The sequence below is a fragment of the Streptomyces geranii genome, assembly GCF_002954775.1.
GTDB lineage: Bacteria > Actinomycetota > Actinomycetes > Streptomycetales > Streptomycetaceae > Streptomyces > Streptomyces geranii.
Window position 1 is genome coordinate 13,079 of sequence record NZ_PJME01000026.1, and the last position, 12,745, is coordinate 25,823.

General features: G+C 71.3%; 15 protein-coding genes. 7 read left to right on the plus strand and 8 right to left on the minus strand.

Annotation, left to right across the window (positions count from 1 at the left end; translation table 11 throughout):
• Positions 1-30: 30 nt before the first annotated feature.
• Positions 31-708, plus strand: coding sequence for a pyridoxine/pyridoxamine 5'-phosphate oxidase (locus CW359_RS27655; protein WP_105972873.1), 678 nt, complete (start codon positions 31-33; stop codon positions 706-708).
• On the opposite strand, the gene CW359_RS27660 is transcribed toward CW359_RS27655, so the two are convergent.
• Positions 686-1,321: a GNAT family N-acetyltransferase gene (locus tag CW359_RS27660; protein ID WP_105972874.1), complete on the minus strand. Its 636-nt coding sequence runs from the start codon at positions 1,319-1,321 to the stop codon at positions 686-688. The genes CW359_RS27655 and CW359_RS27660 overlap by 23 nt on opposite strands.
• Positions 1,321-1,749, minus strand: coding sequence for a Zn-ribbon domain-containing OB-fold protein (locus CW359_RS27665; RefSeq protein WP_105972967.1), 429 nt, complete (start codon positions 1,747-1,749; stop codon positions 1,321-1,323). The genes CW359_RS27660 and CW359_RS27665 overlap by 1 nt, the downstream gene beginning before the upstream one ends.
• A gap of 188 nt (positions 1,750-1,937) precedes the next feature.
• On the opposite strand from CW359_RS27665, the gene CW359_RS27670 reads away from it, so the two are divergent.
• The 3 genes from CW359_RS27670 to CW359_RS27680 all read left to right on the plus strand — a co-directional run bounded on the left by CW359_RS27670 (position 1,938) and on the right by CW359_RS27680 (position 6,469).
• A complete protein-coding gene (locus tag CW359_RS27670) occupies positions 1,938-3,116 on the plus strand; it encodes a flavin-containing monooxygenase (RefSeq protein WP_105972875.1) in 1,179 nt (392 codons plus the stop codon).
• 193 nt (positions 3,117-3,309) lie between these two features.
• On the plus strand, positions 3,310-5,583 hold the full coding sequence (locus CW359_RS27675; RefSeq protein WP_105972876.1) for an acetate--CoA ligase family protein: 2,274 nt from the start codon (positions 3,310-3,312) through the stop codon (positions 5,581-5,583).
• A gap of 40 nt (positions 5,584-5,623) precedes the next feature.
• Positions 5,624-6,469: an enoyl-CoA hydratase/isomerase family protein gene (locus CW359_RS27680; protein WP_105972877.1), complete on the plus strand. Its 846-nt coding sequence runs from the start codon at positions 5,624-5,626 to the stop codon at positions 6,467-6,469.
• A gap of 7 nt (positions 6,470-6,476) precedes the next feature.
• On the opposite strand, the gene CW359_RS27685 is transcribed toward CW359_RS27680, so the two are convergent.
• Entirely contained in the window at positions 6,477-6,962 is a 486-nt protein-coding gene (locus CW359_RS27685) for a hypothetical protein (RefSeq protein WP_105972878.1), read from the minus strand.
• 77 nt (positions 6,963-7,039) lie between these two features.
• Here CW359_RS27685 and CW359_RS27690 point away from each other — a divergent pair, with 77 nt between their 5' ends.
• Positions 7,040-7,648 carry a flavin reductase family protein gene (locus CW359_RS27690; RefSeq protein ID WP_232838623.1) on the plus strand — a complete coding sequence of 203 codons (609 nt, stop codon included), beginning with the start codon at positions 7,040-7,042 and terminating at the stop codon, positions 7,646-7,648.
• A 106-nt stretch (positions 7,649-7,754) separates the two neighbouring features.
• Here CW359_RS27690 and CW359_RS27695 read toward each other — a convergent pair whose 3' ends face one another.
• From CW359_RS27695 to CW359_RS27705, 3 genes are read right to left on the minus strand one after another with little or no spacing between them, the layout of a single operon-like run.
• On the minus strand, positions 7,755-8,012 hold the full coding sequence (locus tag CW359_RS27695; RefSeq protein WP_105972880.1) for a hypothetical protein: 258 nt from the start codon (positions 8,010-8,012) through the stop codon (positions 7,755-7,757).
• A gap of 10 nt (positions 8,013-8,022) precedes the next feature.
• Positions 8,023-8,319, minus strand: coding sequence for a hypothetical protein (locus tag CW359_RS27700; protein ID WP_105972881.1), 297 nt, complete (start codon positions 8,317-8,319; stop codon positions 8,023-8,025).
• A gap of 55 nt (positions 8,320-8,374) precedes the next feature.
• Positions 8,375-9,595 (minus strand): S1 RNA-binding domain-containing protein, encoded by a 1,221-nt coding sequence (locus tag CW359_RS27705; protein ID WP_232838624.1) that lies wholly within the window; start codon positions 9,593-9,595, stop codon positions 8,375-8,377.
• A 12-nt stretch (positions 9,596-9,607) separates the two neighbouring features.
• Between CW359_RS27705 and CW359_RS46700 the strand changes: the two genes are divergently transcribed.
• Entirely contained in the window at positions 9,608-9,856 is a 249-nt protein-coding gene (locus CW359_RS46700; protein WP_232838625.1) for a hypothetical protein, read from the plus strand.
• A 15-nt stretch (positions 9,857-9,871) separates the two neighbouring features.
• Here CW359_RS46700 and CW359_RS27710 read toward each other — a convergent pair whose 3' ends face one another.
• Together CW359_RS27710 and CW359_RS27715 are read right to left on the minus strand one after the other, a co-directional pair.
• Positions 9,872-10,144 carry a recombinase family protein gene (locus CW359_RS27710; RefSeq protein WP_105972968.1) on the minus strand — a complete coding sequence of 91 codons (273 nt, stop codon included), beginning with the start codon at positions 10,142-10,144 and terminating at the stop codon, positions 9,872-9,874.
• A gap of 58 nt (positions 10,145-10,202) precedes the next feature.
• The gene (locus CW359_RS27715; protein ID WP_105972883.1) at positions 10,203-11,546 is read right to left on the minus strand and encodes an MFS transporter; all 1,344 of its coding nucleotides are present in this window, start codon (positions 11,544-11,546) and stop codon (positions 10,203-10,205) included.
• Positions 11,547-11,616: 70 nt separating this feature from the next.
• Here CW359_RS27715 and CW359_RS27720 point away from each other — a divergent pair, with 70 nt between their 5' ends.
• Positions 11,617-12,714 (plus strand): GlxA family transcriptional regulator, encoded by a 1,098-nt coding sequence (locus tag CW359_RS27720; RefSeq protein ID WP_232838626.1) that lies wholly within the window; start codon positions 11,617-11,619, stop codon positions 12,712-12,714.
• Positions 12,715-12,745: the final 31 nt, after the last annotated feature.

The following is a 12,745-nucleotide window of genomic DNA, read 5'->3' on the forward strand; positions in this document are numbered from 1 at the left end:
GTTTTTCGTGGATGGCAGATACTCGTCCCCATGTCACCGCAACCCGACCTGCACGACCTGCTGCGAACCCTGCGGGTCTGGTCCCCCGAGGTCACGGAACTGCCCGCCTTCGACCCGGAGTCCGCCCCCGCCGACCCCCTCCCCCTCTTCACCGCCTGGTTCGCGGAGGCGGTGACGGCAGGCCAGCCCGAGCCGCACACCATGTCCCTCGCGACCTCGGACACGGCCGGCCTGCCCGACGTACGCACGGTGATGCTGCACGGCGCGGACGACGACGGCTGGTCCTTCGCCTCGCACTCCGGCAGCGCGAAGGGACGGCAGCTGGCGCAACGGCCGTACGCGGCACTGCACTTCTACTGGCCGGCGCTGGGCCGCCAGATCCGGCTGCGCGGCCCGGTGGAGTCGGCCCCTTCCTCCGAAGCACAGGCCGATCTGCACGCACGCTCGACAGGTGCGCTGGCCGCCGCGCTGACCGGCCGGCAGAGTGAAGTGCTGGGCTCGCTGGAGGAGTTGGCGGACGGGTCGCGGGCCGCCTGGGAGCGGGCGCAGCGTGAGCCGGACGCCCCCGCGCCGACCTGGACGCTGTACCGACTGCGCCCGGAGGAGGCCGAGTTCTTCCAGGGAGACGCCCAGCGCCGCCACGTACGACTCAGGTACTACCGCGCGGATACGACCACGGGTTGGCTCAGGGAGCTGCTGTGGCCGTAGGGAAGTCGGGTTCCGGGTCCTTGTCCTGGGCGATCCGCCCGTGCAGGTGCACGTCCCGGAACACGTCCTGGCGGCCCTCCTCGAACATCGCGCCCCGCAGGGTCCCCTCGTAGCGGAATCCGCAGTGCTCGGCGACGCGGCAGGAGGCGCCGTGGCCGACGGCGTGGCCGAGTTCCAGGCGGTTGAGGCCGAGGACGTCGAAGACCCAGCGGGTGCCGAGGGCGAGAGCGCGGGTGGCGACGCGTCCGCCGCGGGCCTCGGGGAGGACCCAGTAGCCGACGCGGGCGACGCGGATGAAGGGGTCGATGTCGTTGACGCCGAGGTGGCCGAGTATCGCGCCGCTGGCGGAGTCGGTGACGCAGAAGGAGACCCGGGTGCCGTCGGCGGCGGTTCCGGAGCGGGTGCCGAGGGAGTCGCGGGCGCTGTCGAGGTCGGTGACCGGCTTCATCGGGGTGTTCCAGCGCCGGAAGTCGGGGTCGGTCAGCCCGCGCAGCCACGCGTCGACGTCGGTGTCGGAGTCCGCGCGCCACTGCCGCAGCCGGAGTCCGTTACCGAGCAGCTCGGGAAACTCGGGGACGGGATGGGCGAGGGACCGCTCATGAATTGGGGCCATCACCCCATTGAAGCCCGTACGGCTGTACGACTCCCACCCCGGGGACGGAACACGGGCACACCGTCCCGAAAGGCGACCTCCAGCCCCATCCCGACCCCCAACTCGCCTTCCGTGCAGTCGACCACCTCGGTCATCATCCGCGGCCCCTCGTCGAGATCGACGACGGCGGCGACGTACGGCGTCCGCTCCCCGAAGGGCGGCAGGTCGTTGCGGTGGACGACGGACCAGGTGTAGAGCGTGGCCAGCCCGCTCGCCCCCTCCCACGCCACGTCCTCGCCCCAACAGTGCGGGCAGAACTCCCGGGGGTAGTGATGCGCCAGCCCGCACGCCGCGCACCGCCGCACGAGCAGCCGCCCGTCGGCCGCCGCATCCCAGTAGGGGCGGGTGAAGGCGTCGACGTCGGGCAGGTCGAACCGGTCCTCGCGCATGTCCACGCCCCCCTGACAACCACCTGGATCTGACGGTACGTCAGCTCAGTATGGCCTCACCGGACCTTCATAACCAGGCCCCCTGCGCCACCCGACCCGCCCACCCTTCCCACGGTCGTGATCAATCCGCAACCGATTCCGAGCTTGACCGATACCTATCAAGTAACGACGCGCATACCCTCGGGCACATGACCGACTCCTCGACAGCGCCCTCGACCACGACCTCGACGGCTCCCGTGTACGTCATCGGCGGCGGACCCGGCGGGCTCGCCGTGGCGTACGCGCTGCGGGCCCAGGGCGTACGGGCCGTCGTGCTGGAGCGGGGCGAGCGGGTCGGCACCTCCTGGCGCCGCCACTACGACCGGCTGCACCTGCACACCACCCGCCGCCTCTCCTCGCTGCCCGGACTGGCGATGCCGCGCTCCTTCGGGCGGTGGGTGGCCCGCGACGACGTGGTCCGCTACCTCGACAAGTACGCCGAGCACCACGAGCTGGAGGTCGTCACCGGTGTCGAGGTGTCCCGGGTCGAGCGGACCGCCGACGGCACCGGCTGGCTGCTGCACGCCACCGGCGGACGCGAGCTGACCGGCAGCGCGGTCGTCGTCGCCACCGGCACCAACCACACCCCCCGTATCCCCGACTGGCCCGGCCGCGACGCCTACCGCGGCGAACTGCTGCACGCCGCCCAGTACCGCAACGCCACCCCCTACGCCGGCCGCGACGTCCTCGTCGTCGGCATCGGCAACACCGGCGCCGAGATCGCCGTCGACCTGGTGGAGGGCGGCGCCTCGCGCGTACGCCTGTCGGTCCGCACCGCCCCGCACATCGTCCGCCGGTCCACGGCCGGCTGGGCGGCCCAGTTCACGGGCATCCTCGTACGCCGCCTGCCGGTACGCCTGGTCGACAAGCTCGCCGGGCCGATGGCCAAGGTGAGCGTCCCCGACCTGTCCGCCCACGGCCTGCCCCGCCCCGACACGGGCCTGTACTCCCGCGTCACCGCCGGCTCGATCCCCGTCCAGGACGTCGGCCTCATCGACGCCGTACGCAAGGGCCGGGTCGAGATCGTGGCGGCGGTGGACTCCTTCGAGGACGGCAAGATCACCCTCGCCGACGGCACCCACATCGAACCGGACGCGGTGATCGCCGCGACGGGCTACCTCCGCGGCCTGGAGGGCCTGGTGGGCCACCTCGACGTCCTGGACCCCCGCGGCAAGCCGGTCGTACACGGGCCGCACTCCCCGAAGAACGCCCCCGGCCTCTACTTCACCGGTTACACCAACCCCATCAGCGGGATGTTCCGTGAGATGGCGATCGACGCGGCGAAGATCGCGAAGGTGATCGCCCGCCAGACCGCCGCCCGACGGTAACCGGCGGAGGACGACCGGGGGCGACTGAGGGCGACCGAGGGCGGCAACGGCGCCCACCATCACGCACCGACTCCGCCGGAGACGCCGAGAACGTCACAGCTTCTGTGTGCACAGCAGTTCCTGACGCAGTGTCAGTTCAGTAACCTGACACTGCGTCAGTTAATTGTGCTGTCACACAGGAGCGGGCGGACCGATGCTTGGATCAACCCACGGCACCCTCACCACCGACTCCCGCCGGGCCCGGGTCATCGCCTGCGGCGAGCAGCCTTCGCCGGTCGTGCACGGCAGGCCGGCCGATGTCGACGATCTCGACGTCGGCGGCCGGCCGCTGTACGCCGGCGTGCCCGATCTCGACCGCTTCTTCCGGCCCGAGTCCCTGGCGGTGGTCGGTGCCTCGGACGCCGAGGGGCGGCCGAACACCGGTATCACCCGGCAGTTGCTGGCGTGGGCCGAGCGGGTCGGTGCCCGGCTGCACCCGGTGCACCCGACCCGCGAGGCCGTCTTCGGCATACCCTGCTTCCCCTCTGTCGCGGACCTGCCCGAGCAGGTCGATCTGGCTGTGCTGCTGGTCGCCGACCCGCTCCCCGTGGTCGAGCAACTCGCCGAGGCCAAGGTGAAGTTCGCCGTCGCCTTCGCCTCCGGGTTCGCGGAGACCGGTGAGGCGGGCGCGGCGGCCCAGGCCCGGCTGACGGCCGCCGTCCGACGCGGCGGCATCCGTCTCCTCGGCCCCAACACCAACCTCAACGCCTTCGAGAACTTCCGCGACGACCTCGACGGCCCGGCGATCGCCCTGATCACCCAGTCCGGCCACCAGGGCCGCCCGGTCTTCGCGCTCCAGGAACTCGGCATCCGCCTCTCCCACTGGGCCCCCACCGGCAACGAGGCCGATCTGGAGACCGCCGACTTCATCTCCTACTTCTCCGAGCAGCCCGAGGTGGGCGCCATCGCCTGCTACGTCGAGGGCCTCAAGGACGGCCGCTCCTTTCTCCTGGCCGCCGACCGGGCCGCCCGGCGCGGGGTACCCGTCGTCGCGGTCAAGGTCGGCCGCACCGAGACCGGCGCCCGCACCGCCGCCTCCCACACCGGCAAACTGACCGGCGCCGACAAGGTGGTGGACGCGGCGATGCGGCAGTACGGCGTGATCCGCGTCGACGGACTCGACCAACTGCAGGACACCTCAGCCCTGTTGGCCCGCGCCCGGCGCCCGCTCGCCGACGGGGTCGCCGTCTATTCGATCTCGGGCGGCACGGGCGCGCACTTCGCGGACCTGGCGACGGAGGCTGGACTGCGGCTGCCGCAGCTGTCCACCGCCAAGCAGGCCGAACTGCACGAGTGGATACCCGGCTACCTGAACGTGGCCAACCCCATCGACAGCGGCGGGCACCCGGTCGGCGACTGGCGCGGCCGGAAGATCATCGACGCGATCCTCGCCGACCCCGAGGTGGGCGTCCTGGTCTGCCCCATCACCGGCCCCTTCCCCCCGATGAGCGACAAGCTCGCGCAGGACCTCGTGGACGCGGCCGAGCAGACCGACAAACTGGTGTGCGTGATCTGGGGGTCGCCGGTCGGCACGGAGCCGGCGTACCGCGAGACGCTCCTCGGCTCCTCCCGCGTGGCGACCTTCCGCACCTTCGCGAACTGCGTGACCGCGGTCCGCGCCCACCTCGACCACGCCCGCTTCACCGCCGCCTACCGCTCCCCCTTCGACGAGGCACCGCGCACCCCCTCGCCCAGCTTCCGCAAGGCGCGGGCACTGATGCGCCCGGGGCAGGCGCTGAGCGAGCACGCCGCCAAGCTGCTGCTTCGGGCGTACGGCATCCGCGTACCGCGTGAGCAGCTGGTGACCAGCGCGGCGGCGGCCGTGCGGGCGGCGGGGCTGGTGGGCTACCCGGTGGTGATGAAGGCGTCGGGCGGCCAGATCGCGCACAAGACGGAACTCGGGCTGGTGAAGATCGGGCTGACCTCGGCCAGCCAGGTCCGCGACGCCTACCGCGAGCTGACCGACATCGCCCGCTACGAGGGCGTGGACCTGGACGGCGTACTCGTGTGCCAGATGGTCGAGCGGGGCGTCGAGATGGTCGTCGGCGTCACGCACGACGACCTGTTCGGGCCGACGGTGACGGTCGGACTCGGCGGCGTACTGGTCGAGGTCCTCCAGGACACCGCCGTACGTGTGCCGCCCTTCGGCGAGGTCCAGGCGCGGGACATGCTGTCCGAACTGCGCGGGCGGGCCCTGCTGGACGGGGTCAGGGGGCGCCCCCCGGCCGACCTGGACGCGCTCGTCGAGGTCGTGATGCGGGTGCAGCGGATGGCGCTGGAACTCGGGGACGAGCTGGCGGAGCTGGACATCAATCCGCTGATGGTGCTGCCCAGGGGGCAGGGCGCGGTGGCGCTGGACGCGCTGGCGGTGTGCGGGCCTGGACCGGACGAGGACACCGACCAGCCACCACTCCAGCAGCTGCCCTAGCCACCGCACCGGCCACCGCAGGAAACGGAGCAGCACCCCCATGACTTCCTCCCCCGAAGAATCCGTTACGCCCGAAAAATCCGCTGATGCGGTTGAGTCATTGGTACTGCACGCCACTGACAATCAGGTCTCGTGGATCACCCTCAACCGCCCCGAAACCCTCAACGCCATCACCCCTGACCAGCGAGAACGCCTGATCCAACTTTTCTCGGAGGCCTCGGCGGACCCGGCCGTACGGGCCGTGGTCCTCACCGCGACGGGCAAGGGCTTCTGCACGGGCGCGGACCTGCGAGGCGGCGGGCAGCCGAAGGGCGGCGAACGGATCGCGGGCGACGTCGCGCGGGTCATCCGCCTGGGCGCCCAGCGCCTGATCTCAGCGGTCCTCGACTGCGAGAAGCCGGTGATAGCGGCGGTGAACGGCACGGCGGCCGGCCTCGGCGCGCATCTGGCCCTGGCCTGCGACCTGGTCCTGGCGGCCGAACAGGCAAGGTTCATCGAGGTGTTCGTCCGCCGGGCCCTGGTCCCGGACGGCGGCGGCGCCTACCTCCTCCCCCGTCTGATCGGCCCGCAGCGCGCGAAGGAACTGATGTTCTTCGGCGACGCGCTGACGGCCCCGGAGGCGGAACGCCTGGGCCTGGTCAACCGCGTCGTACCGCCCGAGGACCTCCACAAGACGGCCCGGGAATGGGCGGAACGCCTGGCCACCGGCCCGACCCGCACCCTCGCCCTCACGAAGCAGCTGATCAACGCCTCCCTGGACTCCGACCGGGCCACGGCCTTCGCCGCCGAGGCGACCGCCCAGGAGATCAACATGGGGACGGCGGACGCGAGGGAAGGGGTGGCGAGCTTCGTGGAGCGGCGAAGCCCGCGCTACGACGGGAATTGACGGCCCGTCAGGACGTGTCACCGAAGGGGTCCTTCACCTTCATGAGCGCTCGCGTCCGCTCACGGAGGACGGTGAGCGCCTCGCCGAAGGGAATACCCTCCCGCTTCCAGTGGTACGGCGTCCGGGTTCCGGCCCGCACCGCGCCCAGGTCCAGATCCAGATCGACCTCGACACCGACTTCCACCACGCACAGCCGCGGCCCGATCGAGAGCGCCGCGTAGAGGTCCACCACGCCGGGGTCGTCCAGACCCGGTTCGTCGACTCGGCCGAACCGGTGCGTGGAGCGCAGCTCGTACAGATCGCCCCGGCGCGCCAGCACCGCCTGGCTGAACGACCGGGGACGCTCACCGAAGTCGTAGTCCATGAGGAGTTGCGTCGTGAACTCGTCGAACTCCGCGTGGCAGGCGTGGAATTCCGCGACGAACGAGTGGATGCCGGTGCCGATGCCGGTGCTGCTGCCGTGATCGCGATCGTGGTCGTGGTCGTGATCCATGTGCGTACGCTCCGATCGGACGGTTATGTACCGTACAGGGCTTCACTTCTGACGATCCGTCAGCTCCAATGGAACCCATGTTGGGACAAGCGGGAATGGCGGCGGCTGCCGTCCGTTATCTCAGATCGGCCGGCTCGCCGACCGTCGCGGAGTCCGTCGAGGCGTTGCCCCGCCCTGACTTACGGGCGGTCGCCGACGACGAGCGGGCGCCGGTCCCCCCGGCCGAATTCCGGCGTGTCCTGGGCAACTTCGCGACCGGCGTCACCGTCATCACCGCCCCGCCCGCCGAAGGCGAGGCCACCCCGGCCGGCTTCGCCTGCCAGTCCTTCTCGGCCCTCTCCCTCGACCCGCCCCTCGTCGTCTTCATGGTCGGCCGTACGTCCAGGACCTGGCCGCTGATCGCCCGCGCGGGCGTCTTCTGCGTCAACGTACTGGGCGCCGACCAGGGCGAGTTGTGCCGCTCCTTCGCGGTGAGCGGGGCGGACAAGTTCGCGGGCGTCGACCACGAGCCGACGCCCGTCTCCGGCTCCCCGCGCCTGGCGGGCGCCGCCGCCTGGATCGACTGCACGATCCAGGCGGTGCACACGGGTGGGGATCATCTGATCGTGGTGGGGCGGGTGGAGGCGCTGGGGGCGGCCGACGGGGACGAGCCACCGCTGCTTTTCCATCGGGGCCGTTTCCTCTGACCCCGCCCCGAAGTCGGTCCGCCTCGATGCAGACCGAAGCCGTCTGCCACGCGGCTCCAGCACAGGAACCGATCGGGACGGAACAACCAAGGGCGACAGCTTGAACCTACCCGCCCCGCCGCTCCCGCCTGCGTCGGTACAGGAGCACGCACTTGACGAACGCGGTGGTCATGCCTACTCCGACGACCATGCGTATCAGGGCGCCGACCAGGCCGTCGGCCGTGGGGTCGAAAAGAACGGCACCCACGAAGCGCAGCAGGATTTCCGTGTAGAGGACGAGGGACACCAGCCCCAGCGGAACCCGGTGGGCAGGTTTCTCCGGTCGCCCTCCGTCCTCGCCCCGCGCGTCCTTCACAGTGTCCATTCCCGTCACCTCACCGGCCCGGTGCGCTCCGGCGCATCCTCGACCGGACGTAGACGGCCGCCGAGATCACCACGACGAGCACGACCATGTCTTCGGCCAAGGCCCCCAGCGCGTTCGGGACGGAGTGGCCGAAGCCGACGGCCGTCGTGAAGTGGGCGATCGCGACGGCCACGAGCACGAGAGCGAACCGCGGCAGCGAGAACCCTCGCTCCCGCCCGTCCGGCCCATCGGCCTTCTCCGGCCTCTCCGGCTTCTCCATGGCTTTCCAGCCCAGCCTCTCCTTGACGACCACCTTGGCCTCGGACACCGGCTACTGGCGTCCCCCATCGCGGCGACCGCGCCACGACCCAACCCGGCCGTCGTCAAGCATGCCCCTGGTCCTCCGCACCGGAGGCAAAGGTCTGGACAAGGGACAGGACAATACGACGGCGTACGAGATCGACCTCGGCGATCTTTACGGTGAGGGTGTCGCCGACCTCGATGGTGTCCTCGGGTGAATCGCCCAGCTCGCTGGTGTGCACCAGCCCCTCGAAGCCGTCCGGTCGGTCTTCGACGCGCACGAAGACGCCGAACGGCACGATCTTGGTGACCGGCCCGGTGACCACCTGCCCTGTTCGTCGCGCTACCTCCGGCAACGGGTCTTCCCGCACCGCTCGGAGCGACAGCGGTACCCGTTCCCGGATCATGTCGACGTCGAGGACCTCGGCCGTGATCTCCTGGCCGACGCTGACGACGTCGGACGGGTGGCCGAACGGACGCCAGGACAGCTCCGGAACATTGATCATCGCGGTGAAGCCGCCGATGTCCACGAAGGTGACGCCGAAGCCGGCGATGGTCTGCACCGTGCCGGTGACGACCTGGCCGCGCCGCAGGGTCTTCAGGAAGGCCCAGTCACGGTCGCCGGGCGTCGGTTCGGTCTGCCAGCGTGCGCGGAGAACGCCGTCGCTGTCGGGCAGCACAGCGGTGAACAGCGGGAGATCTTCACCGGCATACATGGATACGACACCGGCAGCACGCGCGCCGGCGAGGTGGGAGGTCACTGCCTCGAACTGGGTCTCGTCCACGACCGTGCTCGTGATCTGCCCGTCCTCGTCCTCCCGGACGATCTCCACCAGGCCTTCGTCGGGCAGCGCGGCCACGGCCTTGTCGACGTCGGTGAGCAGGTCCGGCCAAATCGCCAACTGTGCGCGTGGGGCCAGCTGGAAGCGCACGGTCTCGATGTTGTCGCGGGTCAGGCGATGCCACCGGGAGGCGTTGCCGGCGAAGATCTCCTCCAGGAACACCGCGCGGTGGGCGCTGACCGTCCACTGCAGGCGAGCCCAGAAGTCGGCGTCGGCCGGGCGCTGTACGTGCTGTGGATCGTCGGGGGCGAAGTCGTAGGGCGATGCGTCCAGGCGTTCCGGGAACAGCCCGAGCGAGCGCGTGCGGGCCAGCGCCGCTTCGCACGGCCGGCTGCTGCCCACGTAGAGGTACTGGTCCCAGCCGACGTGCACCGCGAACGACCCCTCCGCCTCCAGACGGCACCAGGCACCACTGTCGCGGAGCATGGCCCGTACGAGTTCCAGGGCGACCGCGATCGACACCGGCGCACCGTCGTGGAACCCGGCGAAGTCGGCGGGGACCAGACCGTAGCCGTCGACCGGTGCCTCCGGGCCGAAGTGACCGAAGCCCCCGATCTGCGGCTCACGGACGGCCAGTTGCCCGACACCGGTCTCCTCGGCGAAGGCGGCGACGGCCTGCAGATAGGCGGCCTCGACCGGCCCGCGGTCGCTGGTCGCGGGCTCGGCGCCGGTGTAGTGGCCGTTCGGATCGCGGTCGGCGGGGTCGTACTGGTGACCCGGTAGACGTAGGGAAGCACGTCACCGCCCGCCGGCGGGTGAGACCTTGCCACCACGGCCGGTGAGCGAGTCGACGATGTCACGGGCGTCGGACGGTGAGCGGGCAAGCCAGCCGGGCTCCGCGACGACGAGGGTGTCACCGGCGCACACGGCCGCGAGTGCCTGTGCCAGACCGGGCCGGTCGAGGTCACGGTCGCGGTCGGTTCCGGTCAGCCGATGGTCCGGATGGATCCGGTCCCCCTGGGCGTCCGGGGCGCCTGGGCCGCATCCCGCACAGCCGACGCGTTCAATCATGCCGGGAGCGTACGGCAAGCCGCGCTGAGCGACCGCCGAGTTGCCGCCCCTCCACCCCTCAGGCCGAGGCCGCGGCCGTAGCCGTACCCGCGGCCACCCCGCCCACCGGCCGCCGTCGAATCACCAACGCCATCAGCGCCGCCGCCGCACACAACGCCCCCGACGCGTACCAGACCACGTCGTACGACCCGAAGACATCCCGAGCCATACCCCCCAGGAACGCCACAAGCGCCGCCCCCACCTGGTGCGAAGCCAGCACCCAGCCGAAGACGATCGCGCTGTCGTCGCCGTAGTGCTCGCGGCACAGGGCGATCGTCGGTGGGACCGTGGCGACCCAGTCGAGGCCGTAGAAGACGATGAAGAAGATCATCGGGGGGTGGATCGACGGCGCCAGCAGCATGGGCAGGAACAGCAGCGAGACTCCGCGCAGCGCGTAGTACACCGCCAGGAGGCGGCGCGGCTCGTAGCGGTCGGTGAACCAGCCGGAGGCTATCGTGCCGACGACGTCGAAGACCCCGATCACCGCCAGCAGGGAAGCGGCGGCTGTGATGGGCATGCCGTGGTCGTGGGCCGCCGGTACGAAGTGGGTCTGGATCAGGCCGTTCGTCGAGGCTCCGCAGATCGCGAAGGTGCCGGCGAGGAGCCAGAACGGGCCCGTGCGTATCGCCGACAGCAGCACGCTCACCGTGCGGCGGGCCGCGCCCTGCACAGGGGGCGGCTTCGGTACGAACTCCTGCGCCCCGTACGGCTTCAGGCCCACGTCCGCCGGGTGGTCGCGCAGGAGGAGCCAGACGAAGGGGACGACCGTCAGGGCCGCCAGGGACACCGTCACCGCCGCCGGGCGCCAGTCGTACGTCTCGATGATCCACGACAGCAGCGGCAGGAAGATCAGCTGGCCGGAGGCCGAGGCCGCCGTCAGGATGCCCGTCACGAGGCCGCGCCGCTCGGTGAACCAGCGGTTGGTGACCGTCGCCGCGAAGGCCAGCGCCATCGAGCCGGTGCCCAGGCCCACCAACAGGCCCCAGCACAGCATCAGTTGCCAGGCCGCCGTCATCCAGACCGTCAGGCCCGATCCCAGCGCGATGACCGCGAGGGCGACCGCGACGACCCGCCGGATGCCGAAGCGGTCCATCAGCGCGGCGGCGAAGGGCGCGGTCAGCCCGTACAGCGCCAGGTTGATGGAGACGGCGGCGCCGATCGTGCCGCGCGACCAGTCGAACTCCTGGTGGAGCGGGTCGATGAGCAGGCCCGGCAGGGAGCGGAAGGCCGCGGCGCCGATGATCGTCACGAAGGCGACGGCGGCGACGAACCACGCCCGGTGCACGCGCGGGAGTCGCGGCGCCCGGCCGGGCTTCCGGAGATCGCCGGCGGCATCGGGTGTCTGTCTCGAAGTCGTCGTCACTCCTCAAGCTTCCGACCTGCGAACTCCCCGAACGAGTGGCCGGAAGGACAGCATTCGCTACGATCGGGCCATGGCCCACTCCCACTCCCACTCCGACCCGGACTTCCGCCCGCACCGCGTCGTCGTCCTCGCCCTCGACGGTCTCCTCCCCTTCGAGCTGGGCATCCCGCACCGCATCTTCGGCCGCCCCAAGGACGCCCGGGGCCGGCACCTTTACGAGGTCGTGACCTGCTCGATCCGTCCGCCGGGCCTCGTCGAGACCGACGCCGACTTCGCCATCCAGGTCGGCCACGGCCCCGAGGCCCTGGCCACCGCCGACACGGTCGTCGTCCCGGCGTCGTACGAACTCGGCCCGGTCTTCGAGCAGGGCGTGCTGACCGACGAACTGGCCGCCGCCCTCACCCACATCCGGCCCGGCACCCGCCTCGCCTCCATCTGCACCGGCGTGTACGTCCTCGCCGCCGCCGGTCTCCTCGACGGCCGCCCGGCGACCACGCACTGGGCCGACGCCGAGCACTTCCAGCGGACCTTCCCGAAGATCAAGGTCGACGCGGACGTCCTGTTCATCGACGACGGCGACGTGCTCACCTCGGCCGGCGTCGCCGCCGGGCTCGACCTGTGCCTGCACATGGTCCGCCGCGACCACGGCGCCGCCGTCGCCAACGAGGTCGCCCGGCGTACGGTCGTCCCGCCGCACCGGGACGGCGGGCAGGCGCAGTACATCCAACGCCCGGTGCCGGAACCCCAGTTGGCGACCACGACCACTGCCCGCGCCTGGGCACTCGGCCGCCTCCACGAACCCCTCCAGCTACGCGACCTGGCCGAGCAGGAGTCCATGTCGGTACGGACCTTCACGCGCCGTTTCCGGGAGGAGGTCGGCGTCAGCCCGGGCCAGTGGCTCACCCGGCAGCGCGTGGAACGGGCCCGGCATCTCCTGGAGTCCACCGACCTCTCCGTCGACCAGGTCGCCCGGGACGCGGGCTTCGGCACGGCCCAGTCGATGCGCCAGCATCTACAGGCAACCCTCGGCGTCACTCCTACCGCGTATCGCCGTACCTTCCGGTCCGGGGGTGCCTTCCGGTCCGGGGAGACCCTCCGGCCCAACGGCCCCTTCCAGCCCGGGGACTTGGAGGTGGCCGGGAGCGACCGGATCGGCACCCCGCACTGAGCCCCGTCCTGAACCCCGCCCCGCACCCCCA